Source organism: Roseateles sp. GW821-FHT09H10, assembly GCF_059415865.1.
In genome coordinates this window covers 368,344-385,809 of the sequence record NZ_JBWKOB010000002.1, presented here as the reverse complement: position 1 = coordinate 385,809, position 17,466 = coordinate 368,344, and the positions used below count along the sequence as shown (strand labels likewise).

The window sequence follows — 17,466 nt, the reverse complement described above, 5'->3', positions numbered from 1 at the left end:
CTCCGGCCAAAGGTGACTTCTACACTGCAGGCATGTCCCAAAGCCCTCAAGCCGGCTCGATGTCGGCCCCGCTGCACCGGCTGCTCACCCAGGCCGCCGACGCCGTCCAGGGCGTGCGTGAGGGCAAGTCCCTGACCGACCTGCTGGCCAAGGTGCCGGCCGACCTGCGTCCCGGCACCCAGGCCCTGGCCTTCACGGCGCTGCGCCGCCTGGGCGCCGCCGAGGCCGCCCGCCAGCAGCTCGCGCCCAAGGCGCCGCCGCCGCGCGTCGATGCGCTGCTGCTCGTCGCCCTCGCATTGCTCTGGCCCGACCCCGATCCCGATTCATCGCCCATGTACGCCGACCACACCCTGGTCGACCAGGCCGTCACCGCCGCCAAGAACCGGGCGCCGGCCAGCATCGGCTTCATCAACGCCGTGCTGCGCCGCTTCCTGCGCGAGCGCGAGGCCATCGTGGCGGCCGCCGAGCGCAGCCCCCAAGGCGGCTTCAACCACCCCGCCTGGTGGATCGAAAAGCTGCGCCAGGACTGGCCCACCCAGTGGCAGGCCATCCTGGCCGCCAACAACCGCCCGCCGCCGATGACGCTGCGCGTGCATGCCCAGCGCGCCACCGCGGCCGAGTATGTGGAGCGCCTGGCCGGCGCCGCCATCGCCGCGCGGGCCCTGGGCACTCCCACGCCCCAGGCCGTCGTGCTGGACAAGCCCGTGCCCGTGTCGGCCCTGCCGGGCTTTGCCGAGGGCCTGGTGTCGGTGCAGGACGCCGCCGCCCAGCTCGCCGCCCCCCTGACCCTGGGCGCGGGGCTGAAGCCGGGCGCCCGCGTGCTGGATGCCTGCTCGGCCCCCGGCGGCAAGACGGCTCATCTGCTTGAAATCCAGCCAGATCTGCAGTTAACTGCGTTGGACTCCGACGCGCAGCGGCTGACGCGCGTGCAGGACAATTTGAACCGGCTGGGGCAGAAAGCGACGCTGAAGGCCGCCGACGCCCGCCAGATTGCCACCTGGTGGGATGGCCAGCCCTTCGACGCCATCCTGCTCGACGCCCCCTGCAGTGCCTCGGGCATCGTGCGCCGCCACCCCGACGTGCGCTGGCTGCGCCGGCCCGACGACATCACCGCCCTGGCCGGCATCCAGGCCGAGCTGCTGGACGCCCTGTGGCCGCTGCTGGCGCCGGGCGGGCGGCTGGTCTACGCGACCTGCTCGGTCTTCCGCGCCGAGGGCCAGGCCCAGCTCGACGCGTTTTTGCAACGCCAACCTGGTGCGAAGTCCCACGCCGTGGCCGGGTTCACGGGGCACCTGCTCCCCCTGGCTGACAATGGTCTGCAACCTCAGCCGCCCCTGGACGGCTTCTTCTACGCCTTGCTGACCAAGCCCTGATTTGTTCGCCCGGATCGCCATCGCCGCCTTCTTCGCCGTGCTGCTCGCCCTGCTTCCCGGGCCGGTGCGGGCCGAAGGCATCGAGCTGGCCCAGCTCGCCACCCGGCGCGCCGACGATGGCCTGGACCTCAGCTTCACGACTCATTTCGAGCTCGGGCGCACCGCCGAGGAGGCGCTGAACAAGGGCGTGCCCCTGTACTTCGTCGTCGAGGCCACCGTGCTGCGCAACCGCTGGTACTGGCGCGACGCCCGCGTCGCCCGCGCCGAGCGCACCTGGCGCCTGGCCTGGCAGCCCCTGACGCGGCAGTACCGCGTCTCCAATGGCGGCCTGCACCAGAGCTTCGCGACGCTGGAGGAGGCCATGACCGTGCTGCGCGGCCAGAGCGCCTGGCATATCGCCGAACCCAAGGACATCGAGGACAGCGGCAGCTACTACCTCGAGTTCAGCTACAAGCTCGACGTCACCCAGCTGCCCCGCCCGATGCAGATCGGCCTGCAGTCCGGTTTTGCGCTCAGCGTCGAGCAGAAGCGCAACTTTGCGCCTGATTTCTCCTTGAAATGACCAAGGCCGCTCGATGGGGCTGGGTCATCACGCTGGTGACCCTTACCGGCGTTGCCGGCGTGCTGGCCTTCCTGCTGTCGGTCGGCACGACCAGCGAGCGCGGCTTCTTCGAGCGCCATTACCACTGGCTCTACTGGGTCAATGTCGGCGTCGCGGCGGTGCTGACCCTGGTCATCCTGACCGCCGCCGTGCGCCTGGTGCTGCGCGTGCGCAGCGGCCGCTTCGGCAGCCGCCTGCTGTTCAAGCTGGCGGCCATCTTCGCGCTGGTGGGCGTCGTGCCCGGCCTGATGATCTACGCCGTCTCCTACCAGTTCGTGAACCGCAGCATCGAGACCTGGTTCGACGTGAAGCTGGCCAGCGCCCTTGAAGCCGGCCTCAACCTCGGCCGCGGAACGCTGGACGCCATGGTGGTCGACCTCGGCACCAAGACCCGTGATGCCGCCGACCAGCTCGCCGAAAGCAACACGCCCCAGCTGATCGGCCTGGAGCGCGTGCGCGACAAGCTCGGCGCCCGCACCGTCGCCCTGGTGGGTGGCAACGGCCAGATCCTGCTGGAGAGCGGTGGCGACGCCCGCCAGCTGACGCCGGACCGCCCCAGCGGCACCATGCTGCGCCAGGCCCGTGGCGGCAATGTGGCCAGCCAGCTGGAAGGCCTGGAAGACGAGGCTGCGGCCCTGCAGGGCGGCGCCCAGATCCGCGCCCTGGCCCTGCTGCCCAGCACCGAGCTGCGCCTGGGCATGGGCGAGCGCTACCTGATGGTGGTCCAGCGCATCCCGCCCAGCATGCTGAGCAACGCCCTGGCCGTGCAGACGGCCAACAGCGAATACCAGCAGCGCTCTCTCGAGCGCGTCGGCCTGCGCCGCATGTACCTGGGCACGCTGACCCTGGTGCTCATCCTGGCCACCTTCGCGGCCCTGCTGCTGGCCGTCACCCTGGGCAACCAGCTGGCGCGACCGCTGCTGATGCTGGCCGATGGCGTGCGCCAGGTCGCCCAGGGCGACCTTTCCGTGCGCCCCGTGCTGGCCTCGCGGGACGAGCTCGGCGGCCTGACACGCTCCTTTGCCGACATGACCGGCCAGCTCGCCGATGCGCGCGCCCAGGTCTCGCGCACCGTGGCGGAGCTGGACGCCGCGCGCACCCATCTGCAGACCATCCTCGACAACCTGACGGCCGGCGTGCTGGTCTTCGACGCCGACGGCGGCCTGGAGACCGTCAACCCGGGCGCGACGCGCATCCTGCGCCTGCCGTTGTCGGCCTATGTCGGCCGGCCGCTGGCCGACGTGCCCGGCCTGGCCGAGTTCTCGGCCTCGCTGGAGCGGCGCTTCGAGCAAAGCCTCAGCGCCGAAGGCGAGCGCGACATGGACCGCGAGCTCTGGCAGGACTCCTTCGAGCTCCAGCTCGATCCCAAGCAGGACCCGCTGAGCCTGCTGGTGCGCGGCGCGCCGCTGCCGCATGGCGCCCGCCTGGTCGTCTTCGACGACATCTCCGAGGTCGTCTCGGCCCAGCGCTCGGCCGCCTGGAGCGAGGTCGCGCGCCGCCTCGCCCACGAGATCAAGAACCCGCTGACGCCCATCCAGCTCTCGGCCGAGCGCATGCAGCACAAGCTTGAGGCCAAGCTGGAGGGCACCGACCAGGCCATGCTGGTGCGCTCGGTGGCCACCATCGTCAACCAGGTCCAGGCCATGAAGCAGCTCGTCAACGAGTTCCGCGACTACGCCCGCCTGCCGTCGGCGCAGCTGCACCCGCTGGACCTGAACGCCCTCATCCACGAGGTGCTCAGCCTCTATGCCGAGCCCCAGGACAAGGGGCGCCTGACCGCCGAGCTCGCGCCCAGCCTGCCCCACATCAAGGGCGACGCCAGCCAGCTGCGCCAGGTCATCCACAACCTGGTGCAGAACGCGCTGGACGCCGTCAACGAGCGGCCCGACGGCCATGTCACCGTGCGCTCCTCGCTGTCGCTGACCGAGGCCGGCAAGCCGCGCTCGGTGCGCCTGCACATCGTCGACAACGGGCCTGGATTCGCCGAGAAGGTGCTCAAGCGCGCCTTCGAGCCCTATGTGACGACCAAGGCCAAGGGCACCGGCCTGGGCCTGGCCGTCGTGAAGAAAATCGCCGACGAACACGGTGCCCGCATCGCCTTGCGCAACCTGCATCCCGCTTCCGATGCGGGTTCTCCCGCTGACGGCAGTCAGGAGGCTGTCGTGAATGGCGCGCAAGTTTCGCTATCATTTTCGAATCTGGTCGCCGCCACCGAGCCCGGTGTGCAAGGCGCCAAGACCTAAGGATTCATGGCCACGATTCTTGTTGTCGACGACGAGCTGGGTATTCGTGCCCTGCTGTCCGAAATCCTCAGCGACGAGGGACACACCATTGAGCTTGCCGAGAACGCCACCCAGGCGCGGGCGGTGCGTGAGCGCATGCGCCCGGATCTCGTGCTGCTCGACATCTGGATGCCCGACGTCGACGGCGTGACGCTGCTCAAGGAATGGGGCAGCGCCGGCCTGCTGACCATGCCCGTCATCATGATGAGCGGCCACGGCACCATCGACACGGCGGTGGAGGCCACCAAGTTCGGTGCCATCGCCTTCCTCGAGAAGCCCATCACGCTGCAGAAGCTGCTGCGCGCCGTCGAGCAGGCCCTGGTCAAGACGGCCCCGCCGCGCCCCGCGCCCGCTGCCGCCGGCCTGCCGAGCTATGCCCGCCCCGAGATGAACCCTGGGCTGCAGTCCGCGCCCGCCAGCATCGGCGGCAACAGCCACATGCCCGGCAACTCGCTGGCCTCCGAGCAGAGCTTCGAACTCGACCGCCCGCTGCGCGAGGCGCGCGATGCCTTCGAGAAGAGCTACTTCGAGTTCCATCTCGCCAAGGAAAACGGCTCCATGACCCGCGTCGCGGAGAAGACCGGCCTGGAGCGCACCCATCTCTACCGCAAGCTCAAGCAGCTCGGCGTCGACCTCAGCCGCAACAAGCGCGGCGGAAGTGTCTGAAGCCCCTCGCCCGGTCTCGCCTCGCTGAACGCGGGTGAGCCCAGTCGGTCCCAGCGCTCGGCCCGAAGACGCCGGTTCCGTGCGCTAGCTTGTTGGCTGATTTTGATGCTATAGTCGCGGACTTCGCTGAACGGCCGCATGGTCTTTTCGGTGAGCAGAACAAGGCCTGGTAGCTCAGTTGGTAGAGCAGCGGATTGAAAATCCGCGTGTCGGTGGTTCGATTCCGCCCCAGGCCACCAAATGCAAAACGGCTCCCCTCACGGGAGCCGTTTTTCATTTGGCCACCTGGGGCGGATGAGAACCGCCGTGTGGTTCGCTCAAGGCAGTCCAGTGGACTGCCTTGGACGGAGCCCGCGGCCACGGGCCGGAGCGCTTGCGCGCAGGCCGAGGGATCGCTCCGGGCGATCCCGAGCATTCCGCCCTTTTGTCCAGATACCAACCTCTGCGCCGTGTCCGCCCATGGACCTGTGGCAGTGCCAATCCCCGTGGGTTTATCGATGTCTGAAGGACCCGCCATGGCCGCCGCAAACACCCCCCTGCACGACGAACTGCTGGCGCTGGTCGCCCAGAGCCTCAGCACCCGCACGCTGAATGGCTTTTCTCAGGAGTCCCGCCTGGACGGCGAAAGCCTGATGGATGCCGTGCAGCGCTATGAGGTCGACTACGCCTGGCATGTGCTGGGCTCGGACCGCCTGCGCGACGAGACCGTGGCGCTGCTGGAGGCCAAGCTGAAGCAGCCGGCAACCGATGCGCAAAAGACCTGCGTGGCTGACGTGCTGAAGGCCGCGGCGGCGGGCCAGTCTTCCGACCTGCTGATGAGCTTCGACAACGACGTGCCCGAGCAACTGGCGGCGATGCTGTGCGCTCGGCATGAGCGCAGGGTGCCTGTCGAAGCTGAAGCGGTGAGCTGAGCCGGCGCGGCACTTTTTCCGCTGCTGATCGATGATCGTGGACAGGCCGCTCGCGCGGCCTGCCCTCACTCGCGCCTACTCGACGGTGGCGAGCACCTTGACGCTGGCGTCGACCGCAGCCTTCTCCAGATAGCCCACGGCCTTGGGGTCGGCGGCGACAGCCTTCTTGACTGCGGCGGCGTCGGCTCCCTCTTTGGGCGCCTGCGCCTTGCCCGAGAACACGAGGCGAGCCCAGGTGGCCTTGATCTGGGAGAGGTCGCGCCCCGTGGCCTTCTTGTAGAACTCGGCGCGGATCGGCGCGGCCTCAGGCAGGTCCACCGGGTTCAGCGCAGTGTTCTTGCCGAGGAAGATGTCAGAGACCTGGTCCTTGGACATGGGCGCCGCAGAGGGATGGCCCACAACGACGATGTCGGAGGCAAGGGCGGGCAAGGAGGCCGTGAAGGCCGCGAGCAGGGCGGCGCCTGCCATCAGTTGCTTGTGCATGGCGCGTGCTTTCAGAAGACGAAGTCGAGGGCGACGGTGGTGATGCCGACCTTCTTGCCCGAGGGGTCGATGACGAGGAACTGCTGGCCGGTCTGGCTGGCGCGTTCGTACTGGGCCTTCAGCGCCATGCCGGTCTTGAAGTCCCAGCGCACGCCGACGGCGTTGGTGCTGGCCGGGCTGAGGCCGGCAAGGGCCACGCCGGTGTATTTCAGATGGGAGTGGATCGCATAGGGCATCCACTCGCCGACGCGGTAGCCGGCCGTCACGTAATAGCTGCGTGTGTCGAAGACCTGGCCCGAGGTCTTGCGCATGATGTACTCGGCCATCACCAGCAGGCGGCCGTCGTCGTACTGCGCGCCCACGCCGGTGAAGGCGTCGCGGAAGCGGTCGCTCGGGATGAAGGGATGGGAGACGTAGTCGTTGGTCGCCTCCTGCGTGACCGTGTGGCCGATGCGGAACTGCCAGTCACCCTTCTCGGCCGTCACGTTGACGCTGCCCAGGCGCTTCCAGGCGCTCTCGTTGGTGGCCATGCCGAGCTGCGGGCCAAGGTCGAAATAGAGCTTGGCCTTGGCCTGCCCAAACGTCGGCTGCACCGTCAGATTGACGTCGCCCAGGCGCACGCGGTAGGTAGCCTGCGCGCCGTCGATGGAGGTGACCGGGAAGCCGAGATAGGCCTGGGCGGGCGTGCGCACCCAGTGCTGGCTGTAGCCCACGTTTCGGCTGTCCGACAGCATGAAGGCGGGCAGGGCGACGCGGCCGATGCGGGCGCTCAGCTCTTCGGTGATCTGCGCTTGCGCATAGAGCCATTCGACGTCGACCTTGTCCTTGCCGTCGCGGCGCAGGGCCAGCAGTTGGCCAGTGGCGGAGAAGGTGCCGTTGAACTTGGCGGTGGCCTGAACACCCAGACGCGAGTCGACGCCGAAGTCCACATTGCCGTGGCTGCCCTTGTCCTGCCGCCAGTTGGCGCGGAATTCGGTGCTGTCGCTGCTGGAGCGCACGGCGGACAGCGTGCCGTAGCCGCCAAAGGTGTATTCAGTGGCGCTCGCGCCGAGGGCTGTGGCGGCCAGGGTGGAGGCCACCGCGAGGCGAAGAGTGGGTTTCATCTGGTGGGTTCAGCTGGTTGTGTGGAGGGCCGCCGGGCACAGGCGGCTGCCTGGCTCTGCGTCGCTGCGCAGCCATTGGCGGCCGCGTTGGGTTCATATTAAAACGAACAAAAGTTCGCAAACAAGTGGGCGGAGCCAAGAAGCTGCTTCAAGCGTGGCATCGTTCACTGGCTGGCTCCTCAAAGCGGCTGAAATCGACTTTGCCCCGTGAGTATTGGCTGACTCGCGCTCCTGGCTGCACCAAGACGAAGCAAATCTGGCCGTCAATCGCAGCAAATGGGAAAGCGTGAGAAGCTTCCTATATGCGAACAAAGTGTCTCAATATGATGGCGCCGGTTCACATTTCGTGCACAGCAAGGAGAGCCCCCTATGAACTTCCGAACCAAGATCTGGATGCTGCCGATCAGCGCCGCGCTGGTCTTCATCGTGGGCTCCGGCGCCAGCTATGTCGTCGGCTCACGGACCTCGGCGCAGATGGAGCACCTGCGCGATGTCGACTACCCCTACATGGAAAGCGTGGCCCGCATCGACCGCGGTGCCGAGGAATTCCGCCTGAACCTGCAGTCGGCGGCAACCGAGGGGGATGAAAGCAAGCTCAAGGACGTCGAGGATGTCGTCGCCAGCGTGCGCAAGTCGGCGGCAGAGGCCGAGAAGCTGGACGGCAAGCTGGACGCCGCGCGCAGCCTGGGCAGCGCCTTCGACACCTACCAGAGCGCAGCCCTGGCCGCGACGCGGGCCATGCTGACCAAGCAGGACGCGGGTGACTCGGTCAAGCGCATGCAAGCCGGCCTGGCGGAGTTCAGCGAGCGCCTGCAGGCGCAGAAGAAGGCATCTGCCGAGGCCGTGAACCAGGCACAGGTTGCTGCCCTGGGCGGCGTGCGCACCAATGTCTGGGTGGGGCTCGGGACAGGTCTGGTCGTGCTGATGGTGCTCGGCATGGCCTCGCGCCTCATCCTGGCCTCGGTATGGCGTGAACTCGGTGACGAGCCGGCTCGACTTCAGCGCTTCGTGCAGCGCGTCGCCGATGGCGACCTCAGCGGCGAGGAAGCCGGCGTGTCGGCCTCGGTGCCCGGTTCACTGCATCAGGCGGTGGTCACCATGGTGGGCCGGCTCGGCCAGACCGTCAGCACGATCCGGCAGGCCACCGAGTCGATCGCAGTCGCCTCGCGTGAGATTGCTGCCGGCAGCATGGACCTCAATACCCGCACCGAGCAGACGTCAGCCAATCTGCAGCAGACCGCGTCCTCCATCTCCGAACTGACCGGCAGCGTCTACCAGAGCGCCGAGGCTGCGCGCTCTGCCGACGGTCTTGTCAGCACCGCCTCGCAGGCGGCCCAGCGTGGCGGCGAGATCGTGGCCCAGGTGGTTGCCAGCATGGACGAGATCAACGACGCCTCGCGCAAGATCAATGACATCATCAGCGTCATCGACGGCATCGCCTTCCAGACCAACATCCTGGCGCTGAATGCGGCGGTCGAGGCCGCGCGCGCTGGCGAACAGGGGCGCGGCTTCGCGGTGGTGGCCGGTGAGGTTCGCAACCTGGCTCAGCGCAGCGCCGTGGCGGCCCGCGAGATCAAGACGCTGATCGGCGCGTCCGCCGAGAAGGTCGACAGCGGCGCGCGCCTGGTGAAGGATGCCGGCGGCGCCATGCAGGAGATCGTCAGCGGTGTGCGCCGCGTGACCCAGATGATTGGCGAGATCAGCACCGCGGCTCAGGAGCAGGCCTCCGGCATCTCCCAGGTCGACCACTCCGTCAACGAACTGGACCGCATGACGCAGCAGAACGCCGCTTTGGTGGAGCAGTCGGCCGCGGCGTCGGAAAGCTTGCAAGAGCAGGCGCAGCGGCTGGCGCAGGCCGTGAACGTGTTCCGCGTGAGCGACGCCGTTGCATGAGGCGGCGGGGCTCAGTCCCCGAGCGCCTCGTGGAAGGCGGCGACCCCGGCTTTCCAGGAGGCGGCCGCACACAAACGCCCGCGGCACCGACACAATCGGCAGCCAGCCAGCGAGGTTGTCGCACCATGTCTTCACCAGGGTCCCCGCCACCGCCGCCCGCAGCAACCGATGCGGAGGCCAGCGCGCGGCAGGAGGCGCGCTTCCGGGCCATCACGGGCCTGTCCTGGGACTACTACTGGGAAACCGACGAGGACCACCGCTTCACCGAGATCATCGGCAACCCGGAGCGGATGGCCTCGCTGGACACGACCAGCGCGCTGGGCCACCACCCCTGGGACGCGGTGCCGGAGGCCGAGGCTGAGGCCGACTGGCTGCGCAGCCACCGCGAGACGATCGCGCGCCACGAGCAGTTCCGCGACCTGGACATCGCCTTCACGTCGCGTGACGGCGTCTGGCGCGTCGACCGCATCAGCGGCGAACCCTGGTACGACCGCGACGGAGCCTTCCGCGGCTACCGCGGCACCGGGCGCGATGTCACCGAGATCCACCTGGCCGAGCGCACGCGGCGCTCGCTGGAAGCCCAACTGCTGCAGTCGCAGAAGATGGAATCTCTCGGCGTGCTGGCGGGCGGCATCGCGCACGACTTCAACAACCTGCTCGGCGGCATCCTGGGCAACGCGGCGCTGGCGCTGCGCGCCGGCCCGGCGGACGAGCGGGCCCGCCTCGTCGCCGAGATCGAGCGCGCCGGGCGGCGGGGCCGGGCGCTGGTTCAGCAGATCCTCACCTTTGCACGCCGCACCGAGCGCACGCCCGAGCCGACGGACCTCGACCAATTGGTGGCCGAAACCCTGGGCCTGCTGCAGGCCAGCCGGCCGCCGGGCACGCAACTGCAAGCCGTGAGCAGCGGCTTGACCGCAGTCGTGCTGGTCGACCCGGTGCAGATGCATCAGGTGCTGATGAACCTTTGCACCAACGCCTGGCATGCGCTGCCCGATGGCATTGGCACGGTCACGGTCGGCACGGACAGGGCGCCGGCGCCCACCCATTCATCCCCTGGCACGGCTTGGGTGCACCTCTGGGTGCAGGACAGCGGCAAAGGCATGGACGCAGCCACGGTGGCGCGCGTCTTCGAGCCCTTCTTCACGACCCGCGCGGTTGGCAAGGGCACGGGCCTGGGCCTGTCGGTCGTGCATGGCATCGTGACCGGGCATGGCGGCGTCATCCGCGTGGAGAGCAGTCCCGGCGTCGGCACCACCTTCCATGTGTGGCTGCCGGCCACCGAGACGGCGCCGGCCGCCGCCGCGCCCGAGACGCCCGTGCCGCCCGGGCAGGGCGAGCACGTGCTCTACGTCGATGACGACGACGTGATGACGCTGGTGGTCGAGCAGTTGCTCGTGCAGGCCGGCTACCGTGCCACCAGCGTGCGCGACGCGGCGCGTGCGCTGGCCCTGGTGCGGCAAGAGCCGCTGGCCTTCGATGCGGTCGTCACCGATTTCGACATGCCGCTGCGCAACGGCATCGACCTGGCGCGCGACATCGTGGCCAGCCGGCCGGGGCTGCCGGTCGTGCTCGCTTCCGGCTCGATGGCCGAGACTCTGGAGACTGCCGCCCGCGCCGTCGGCGTGCGCGCCGTGCTGGCCAAGGAGCGCACGGTGGACGACCTGGCGCGCCGCCTCGCCGAGGTGTTCGGCCGCGCCTGATGTTGTGTTTGCTCGGGACCGTCTTTGGGGTCAGCCACCCAGCGCCGCGCGCAACCCACCCCAACGCTCTCGAAACAGCCCCGCATCCATCTGCTTCACATCCTTCACGATGGGCTTGAAGTCCATGTGCGCCAGCACGTCGCGCTCCAGGTCGATGCCCGGCGCGATCTCGGTCAGCTCCAGGCCGTCCTCGCGCAGATGGAAGACGGCGCGCTCGGTGACGAAGACGACCTGCTGACCGCGCTGCGCCGCGTCGCGGCCGTTGAAGGTGATCTGCTCGACCTGCTGGATGAATTTGCGCGAGCGGCCCTCGGTCTCGATGTGCAGCCGACCGTCGCCGATCTGCAGCGCCAGGCCGCCGGCCGTGAAGCTGCCGCAGAACACCAGCCGCTTGGTGGAGCGGGTGATGTTGACGAAGCCGCCGCAGCCGACTGGCCGGCCGTTGAACTTGCTGACGTTGACGTTGCCGGCCGCGTCTACCTGGGCCAGGCCCAGGAAGCTCGCGTCCAGGCCGCCGCCGTCGTAGAAGTCGAACTGGAAGCTCTGCTCGATGATGGCCTCGGCGTTGTAGGCGAGGCCGAAGTCGCCGAGCTGCGCCGGGATGCCGCCGGTCACGCCGCTCTCGATGCTCAGCGTCAGCGCGTCGGCCATGCCTTCCTCGGCGGCGACGGACGGGATGCCCGCCGGGATGCCGATGCCCAGGTTGGTGATGGCGCCGAGCTTGAGTTCCATGGCCGCGCGGCGGGCGATGACCTTGCGTTCGTCCAGCGGCATGACGGCCAGGCTGCCGGTGGGCACGCGGATGTCGCCGCACAGCGCGGGATCGAACTGCGTGGCGATGGTCTGCATGTGGTTGCGCGGTTCGGCCACGACGACGTAGTCCACCACGACGCCGGGAATCTTGACCGCCTTGGGGTGCAGCGTGCCGGCCTTGACGATGCGCTCCACCTGGCAGATGACGATGCCGCCGCTGGCACGCGCGGCCTGGGCGATGGAGAGCTGCTCAAGGATGACACCTTCCTTGTCGAGCGTGATGTTGCCGTGCTCGTCGGCCAGCGTGCCGCGGATCAGCGCGACGTCGATCTTCGGCGCCTGGTAGTACAGCCACTCCTCGCCTTCAAACTCGACCAGGCGCACCAGGTCTTCGGTCGAGCGGCTGTTCATCTTGCCGCCCTCCAGGCGCGGGTCGACGAAGGTGCCCAGGCCCACCTTGGTGAGCACGCCGGGCGAGCGGCAGGCGATCTGGCGCGTCAGGTGCGACAGCGAGCCCTGCGGGAAGTTGTAGGCCTCGACGTCGCCGTTGAAGACCATCTTCATCATCTCGGGACCGGTCTGGCCGAAGTGGCCGGCGACGACGCGCTTGATCATGCCGGCGTGGGCGAAGTGCTTCATGCCCGCCGCGCCGGAGTTGCCGATGGCGCCGCAGGCCCAGGTGCTGAGCTGCTGGGGGTGGCCGGTGGAAAGGAAGTGCTGCTCGAGTGCGGCGAGCAACTCCTCGGGCAGGCTGGTGACGGCCAGGCCGCCCAGGAAGAGGGTGGCGTTGTCGGGGATGAGGGCGCCGACGTCGGCGGGGCGGATGACTTGCATGGTTTGTCTCGTCAGTTCTTGGAGTCGGTGACGCGCAGGACGGTGGCCAGGCCCGTGTCGCCGGCCGCGCAGCCGGTGAAGAGGCCGACGCCGCCGCCGCGCAGCACCAGTTCCTCGATCAGCTCGATGACGCCGCGCAGGCCGGTTGGCGCCTGCGGATGGCCCCAGACGAGGGAGCAGCCGTAGTTGTTCATGCGCTCCCAGGGGAAGCCGATGTCGGCCGCGAGTGCCAGGTCGTTGACCGAGAAGGGGTTGTGCGTCTTCACGGCGTCCAGGTCCTGCGCCGTCAGCCCGGCGCGCTTCAAGGCTGCGAGCGCAGCCGGGCCGGGCGCGGCGGGCATGTAGCCAGCTTCCTCGCGGCAGGTGCCGAAGCTCAGCACCTCGATCTCGATGCCGGGGTCGGTCGCGACCTCGCGCGCGAACTCGCGTGTCGTCACGATGGCGCCGGCGTTGCCGTCGGCCGGATGCGTCTGGCCGCCAAAGGTGATGGTGCCGCTCTCGCCGGCCACCGGTCTCAACCTGGCCAAGCCCTCGGCCGTGGTCGGAAAGACACCCTCGTCCGCGGTCAGCGCGCCATTGGCCTTGCGGAAGCGGCCGTCGTACAGCGGCACGTCGACCATGTAGCGCTTCTGGAAGGCGCGGTCATCGGCGAGGGCCTGCTGGTATTGCTCGTAGCGGCGCAGCTTGACGGCATGTTGCTGGGCCGTCGTGAAGCCGTAGCGCCGGGCGACGTTCTCGCCGGTCTCCAGCATGGAGTCCTTGAAGTAGGGGTCGTAGGCCATGTTGTCGGTGACCCATCGCTCGGTGTGCCCGTAGCCGCCGGGGCCCTTGGGGTCGGGGTAGTAGATGACCGGGCCGTTGGACTGGCGGTCCGCCATCACCAGCAGGGCGCAGCGCGAGGCGCCGTCCTGGATCTCCTGACTGGCCATCTGCAGGGCGCGGACGCTGGTGGCGCAGGCCTGCTGGATCGTGGGCCCGGCCACGCGGTCGATGCCCATCAGCGCCGTGACCCAGGGCAGGCCGTAGAAGCCGCCGACCTGCGGATTGGTCACGCCCAGGATCCCCAGGTCGATGGCCTCCATCGGAAAGCGGCGCGCCTCCAGCGCGTTGCGGCCGCAGACGGCGGCGAGTTGCAGGGCGTTCAGGTGGGACAGCGAGCCCTGCCACTTGGCGAAGGGCGTGGACCAGTAGGCGCCGTAGGGGATGTAGGAGCTCATGAGGAGGTGATCGTTCAACTTGATAATTACACTGTATAACTATTAAGTCTTGGAATCAAGGAGGTGGTGACGGGTGGAACTGCCTTGGGAGGCGCCGTGTGATGCAGTGAAAACCCTGAACGACAAGACTTGAAATGGTTCAATATATGAACGATCATTCGCAAAATTGTAGTTCAAACGTTGAATCAAAATGAAGCCCTCTGAACCTCTGCTGCCACCCGAAGCGCCGGTTGAAGGCCTGCTGGCGAGCCTGGACCTGCTGAAGATCACGCGCGTTGGCCAGGTGCTGCATCTGCGCCTGGATCGACCGGCCAAGCGCAATGCCATCTCGGACGAGTTGATGCGCCAACTCCATACGGCGCTGTTGAACCTGCCCGGGGACGTGGCCGCCCTGCTGCTCAGTGGCGAGGGCGCCCATTTCTGTGCCGGTTTGGACTTGTCGGAGCTGGTGGAGCGCGACATCGGCGGCGCGGTCCAGCACTCGCGCGGCTGGCATGCGGTCTTCGATGCGCTGCAATACGGCCGGGTGCCCGTCGTCGTGGCCTTGCACGGTGCCGTTGTGGGCGGGGGGCTGGAACTGGCCGCCGCCTGCCACATCCGTGTGGCCGATGACAGCGCCTATTTCGGCCTGCCGGAGGGCCAGCGTGGCATCTTCGTAGGCGGTGGCGGCTCGGTGCGCATCCCGCGGCTGATCGGCGTCTCGCGCATGATGGACATGATGCTGACGGGCCGCCTCTATGACGCTGGCGAAGCCGAGCGCGCCGGCCTTGTGCAATACCGCGTGGCCGCTGGCGCCGGTCTGGGCAAGGCCATGGAACTGGCACAGACGGCCGCGCGCACGTCGGCGATGACGGCCTTCGCGGTCATCCACGCGCTGCCGCGTATCGCGGAGCAAGGCGCCGCCGAAGGCCTGTTCACCGAGGCGCTGATGTCGGCTGTCGCCGCAAGCACGCCGGAGGCCAAATCGAGGCTGCAGGCCTTTCTGGAAGGCAAGGCTGCCAAGGTGGTGAAGTCATGAGTGCGCCCTTCCGTGCCGCGCGCGTGGGCGGCTGCGTGGATGCCCGCCTGACGACCCAGGCCGATGGCAGCCAGGTCCTGACCTCCACCGAGGCGCTGCAGGACTACCCGAACTGCCTGACCGATGTGCTGGAGCACTGGGCCCGCGCCGCGCCCGACCGCACCTTGGTCGCCCAGCGCGACGCCTCCGGCGACTGGCGCCACCTCAGCTACGCCGACATGCTGGTGCGCGCCCGCTCGGTGGGGCAGGCCTTGCTGGATGCCGGCGTCAGCGCCGAACGGCCGCTGGCCATCCTGGCGGACAACAGCCTCGAGCACGCGACGCTGATGATGGGCGCGATGTGGGCCGGCGTGCCCTATGTCAGCGTGTCGGTGGCCTATGCGCTGGTGTCCAGCGACTTCGCCCGGCTGCGCCACATCCTCGGCGTGCTGACGCCAGGCCTGGTGTACGCCGCCCACGAGGGTTTTGCCCGTGCCCTATCGGCCCTGGTGCCCATCGACGTGCCCGTCGTGCTGGGTCGCGGCCAATTGCCCGACCGGCCCACGGCGACCTTCTCCTCGCTGCTGGCCACCAAGCCCCGGCAGCCGCTGGACGATGCCCATGCGGCCATCGGCCCTGACACCATCGTCAAGATCCTGTTCACCAGCGGCAGCGCGAGCGCGCCCAAGGGCGTCATCACCACGCACCGCATGCTCTGCGCCAACCAGCAGATGCTGCGCCAGTGCATGGCCTTCCTCGGCGACGCGCCGCCGGTGTTGCTCGATTGGCTGCCCTGGAGCCATACCTTCGGCGGCAGCCACAACTTCGGCATCGCCCTCTACAACGGTGGCAGCCTCTACATCGACGATGGCAAGCCAACGCCGACAGCCTTCGCGCAGACGGTGCGCAACTTGAAGGAGGTGTCGCCGACGGTCTACTTCAATGTGCCCAAGGGCCTGGAGGAACTGGCCAACGCGATGGATGAGGACGTGGCGCTTCGCGACGCCTTCTTCCGCCAGCTCAAGGCCATCATGTTCGCGGCCGCCGGCCTGTCGCAGGCAGTGTGGGACAAGTTGGACCGCCACAGCGTCGCGGCCTGCGGCGAGCGCGTGCGCGTGCTGACCAGCCTGGGCATGACCGAGACGGCGCCGTCCTGCCTCTTCCTGGTCGGCACCCATGCGAAATCCGGCCACATCGGCCTGCCTTGCCCCGGCGTGGAGGCCAAGCTCGTGCCGATGCAGGGCAAGCTGGAGGTGCGCTTCCGCGGCCCACACGTCATGCCGGGCTACTGGCGAGAGCCGGCATTGACGGCCGCGGCCTTCGATGCCGAGGGCTTCTATTGCACAGGTGACGCGGTGCGCGTCGTCGACCCCGAGGACCTCAGCCTGGGCCTGGCCTTCGACGGGCGCATCGCCGAGGACTTCAAGCTGTCGACAGGCACTTTCGTCAGCGTCGGCCCTTTGCGCGCCCGCATCGTGCTCGAGGGCCATCCTTATGTGCAGGACGCCGTGCTCACCGGCTTGAACCGCGATCAGCTGGGCGCGCTGATCTTCCCGCGGCTGGCCGACTGCCGGGCCCTGAGCGGGCGCGGGCCCGACGCGACGGCCGCCGACGTGCTGCAGCACCCGAAGGTGCGCGACTTCTTCCAGCAGCTGGCCAACAGCCTGCATGCCCAGGGCAGCGGCAGTGCCAACCGCATCGAGCGATTGCATGTGCTGATCGACCCACCCTCCATCGAGCACGGCGAGATCACCGACAAGAACTCGATCAACCAGCGCGCGGTGCTGAGCCACCGCGCGGCGCTGGTCGAGGCCCTCTACGCGGGTGATGACCCGTGGCTCATCCGACCGCAGAAACCCATCAAGGAGACTCCATGAAGATTCAAGACCAGGCTGCCATCGTCACCGGCGGCGGCTCCGGCCTCGGCGAAGCCGTGGCACGTGAACTCGCCCGGCAGGGCGCCAAGGTGGCCGTGCTGGACATCAACGCAGCCGGCGCCCAGCGCGTGGCGGCCGACATCGGCGGCATCGCCTGCGCCTGCGACATCACCGACGCAGCCTCGGTGACCGCCGCTCTCGACGCCGCCGAGGCCGCCCATGGCCCGGCGCGCATCGTCATGAACGTCGCCGGCATCGGCACCGCCAAGCGCGTCATCGCCCGCGACGGCTCGCCCGCGCCGCTGGAGGACTTCGAGCGCGTCGTGCGCATCAACCTCGTGGGCACCTACAACGTCATCCGCCTGGCCGCCGCCCGCATCGCCAAGCTGGGCGGGCTGGAAGACGGCGAGCGCGGCGCCATCCTGTGCACGGCCTCGGTCGCCGCCTTCGACGGCCAGGTGGGCCAGGAGGCCTACTCGGCGTCCAAGGCCGGCCTCGTCGGCATGACGCTGCCGCTGGCGCGCGACCTGGCCCAGCACGGCATTCGCGTCTGCACCCTGGCGCCGGGACTGTTCGCCACGCCGCTGCTGACGGAGCTGCCGGAAGAAGTGCAGGCCAACCTGGCTGCGTCCATTCCTTTCCCCAGGCGCCTGGGCAAGCCCGAGGAGTTCGCCGCGCTGGCGGCCCACTTCGTCAACAACGGCCACCTCAATGGCGAGGTCATCCGCCTGGACGGCGCGCTGCGCATGGCGCCGCGCTGAAGGCTGAGGGCCTTG

14 protein-coding genes and 1 tRNA gene are annotated in these 17,466 nt (G+C 68.7%); 11 read left to right on the top strand and 4 right to left on the bottom strand.

Features of this window, described 5'->3' with window-relative positions; translation table 11 throughout:
- The first annotated feature begins 32 nt into the window (after positions 1 to 32).
- The 6 genes from rsmB (at position 33) to AC07OY_RS09655 (ending at position 5,833) form a co-directional block, all read left to right on the top strand.
- Positions 33 to 1,373, top strand: coding sequence for a 16S rRNA (cytosine(967)-C(5))-methyltransferase RsmB (gene rsmB / locus AC07OY_RS09680; RefSeq protein WP_495042349.1), 1,341 nt, complete (start codon positions 33 to 35; stop codon positions 1,371 to 1,373).
- Position 1,374: 1 nt separating this feature from the next.
- Positions 1,375 to 1,935, top strand: coding sequence for a DUF4390 domain-containing protein (locus AC07OY_RS09675; protein WP_495042348.1), 561 nt, complete (start codon positions 1,375 to 1,377; stop codon positions 1,933 to 1,935).
- Complete coding sequence (locus tag AC07OY_RS09670) at positions 1,932 to 4,217, top strand: sensor histidine kinase (protein ID WP_495042347.1); 2,286 nt, start codon at positions 1,932 to 1,934, stop codon at positions 4,215 to 4,217. Before AC07OY_RS09675 ends, AC07OY_RS09670 begins: the two co-directional genes overlap by 4 nt.
- Positions 4,218 to 4,223: 6 nt before the next feature.
- The gene (locus tag AC07OY_RS09665; RefSeq protein ID WP_495042346.1) at positions 4,224 to 4,922 is read left to right on the top strand and encodes a response regulator; all 699 of its coding nucleotides are present in this window, start codon (positions 4,224 to 4,226) and stop codon (positions 4,920 to 4,922) included.
- 163 nt (positions 4,923 to 5,085) lie between these two features.
- A tRNA-Phe gene (locus AC07OY_RS09660) sits at positions 5,086 to 5,161 on the top strand.
- Between the two features lie 276 nt (positions 5,162 to 5,437).
- The gene (locus AC07OY_RS09655; protein WP_495042345.1) at positions 5,438 to 5,833 is read left to right on the top strand and encodes a hypothetical protein; all 396 of its coding nucleotides are present in this window, start codon (positions 5,438 to 5,440) and stop codon (positions 5,831 to 5,833) included.
- A gap of 75 nt (positions 5,834 to 5,908) precedes the next feature.
- Here AC07OY_RS09655 and AC07OY_RS09650 read toward each other — a convergent pair whose 3' ends face one another.
- Together AC07OY_RS09650 and AC07OY_RS09645 are read right to left on the bottom strand one after the other, a co-directional pair.
- Positions 5,909 to 6,316 (bottom strand): hypothetical protein, encoded by a 408-nt coding sequence (locus tag AC07OY_RS09650; RefSeq protein WP_495042344.1) that lies wholly within the window; start codon positions 6,314 to 6,316, stop codon positions 5,909 to 5,911.
- A gap of 11 nt (positions 6,317 to 6,327) precedes the next feature.
- Positions 6,328 to 7,419 (bottom strand): hypothetical protein, encoded by a 1,092-nt coding sequence (locus tag AC07OY_RS09645; RefSeq protein WP_495042343.1) that lies wholly within the window; start codon positions 7,417 to 7,419, stop codon positions 6,328 to 6,330.
- A 369-nt stretch (positions 7,420 to 7,788) separates the two neighbouring features.
- On the opposite strand from AC07OY_RS09645, the gene AC07OY_RS09640 reads away from it, so the two are divergent.
- Positions 7,789 to 9,312 (top strand): methyl-accepting chemotaxis protein, encoded by a 1,524-nt coding sequence (locus AC07OY_RS09640; protein ID WP_495042342.1) that lies wholly within the window; start codon positions 7,789 to 7,791, stop codon positions 9,310 to 9,312.
- A gap of 125 nt (positions 9,313 to 9,437) precedes the next feature.
- Positions 9,438 to 11,012 carry a hybrid sensor histidine kinase/response regulator gene (locus AC07OY_RS09635; RefSeq protein ID WP_495042341.1) on the top strand — a complete coding sequence of 525 codons (1,575 nt, stop codon included), beginning with the start codon at positions 9,438 to 9,440 and terminating at the stop codon, positions 11,010 to 11,012.
- A gap of 30 nt (positions 11,013 to 11,042) precedes the next feature.
- Here AC07OY_RS09635 and AC07OY_RS09630 read toward each other — a convergent pair whose 3' ends face one another.
- The gene (locus tag AC07OY_RS09630) at positions 11,043 to 12,599 is read right to left on the bottom strand and encodes an acyl CoA:acetate/3-ketoacid CoA transferase (protein WP_495042340.1); all 1,557 of its coding nucleotides are present in this window, start codon (positions 12,597 to 12,599) and stop codon (positions 11,043 to 11,045) included.
- A gap of 11 nt (positions 12,600 to 12,610) precedes the next feature.
- On the bottom strand, positions 12,611 to 13,816 hold the full coding sequence (locus AC07OY_RS09625) for a thiolase family protein (protein WP_495042339.1): 1,206 nt from the start codon (positions 13,814 to 13,816) through the stop codon (positions 12,611 to 12,613).
- 190 nt (positions 13,817 to 14,006) lie between these two features.
- Between AC07OY_RS09625 and AC07OY_RS09620 the strand changes: the two genes are divergently transcribed.
- The 3 genes from AC07OY_RS09620 to AC07OY_RS09610 are packed head-to-tail and all read left to right on the top strand — an operon-like array spanning position 14,007 to position 17,451.
- Complete coding sequence (locus AC07OY_RS09620; protein WP_495042338.1) at positions 14,007 to 14,834, top strand: crotonase/enoyl-CoA hydratase family protein; 828 nt, start codon at positions 14,007 to 14,009, stop codon at positions 14,832 to 14,834.
- Entirely contained in the window at positions 14,831 to 16,690 is a 1,860-nt protein-coding gene (locus AC07OY_RS09615; RefSeq protein ID WP_495042337.1) for a feruloyl-CoA synthase, read from the top strand. The genes AC07OY_RS09620 and AC07OY_RS09615 overlap by 4 nt, the downstream gene beginning before the upstream one ends.
- Positions 16,687 to 17,451 (top strand): SDR family NAD(P)-dependent oxidoreductase, encoded by a 765-nt coding sequence (locus AC07OY_RS09610; RefSeq protein ID WP_495042336.1) that lies wholly within the window; start codon positions 16,687 to 16,689, stop codon positions 17,449 to 17,451. Before AC07OY_RS09615 ends, AC07OY_RS09610 begins: the two co-directional genes overlap by 4 nt.
- The last annotated feature ends 15 nt before the right edge of the window (positions 17,452 to 17,466 follow it).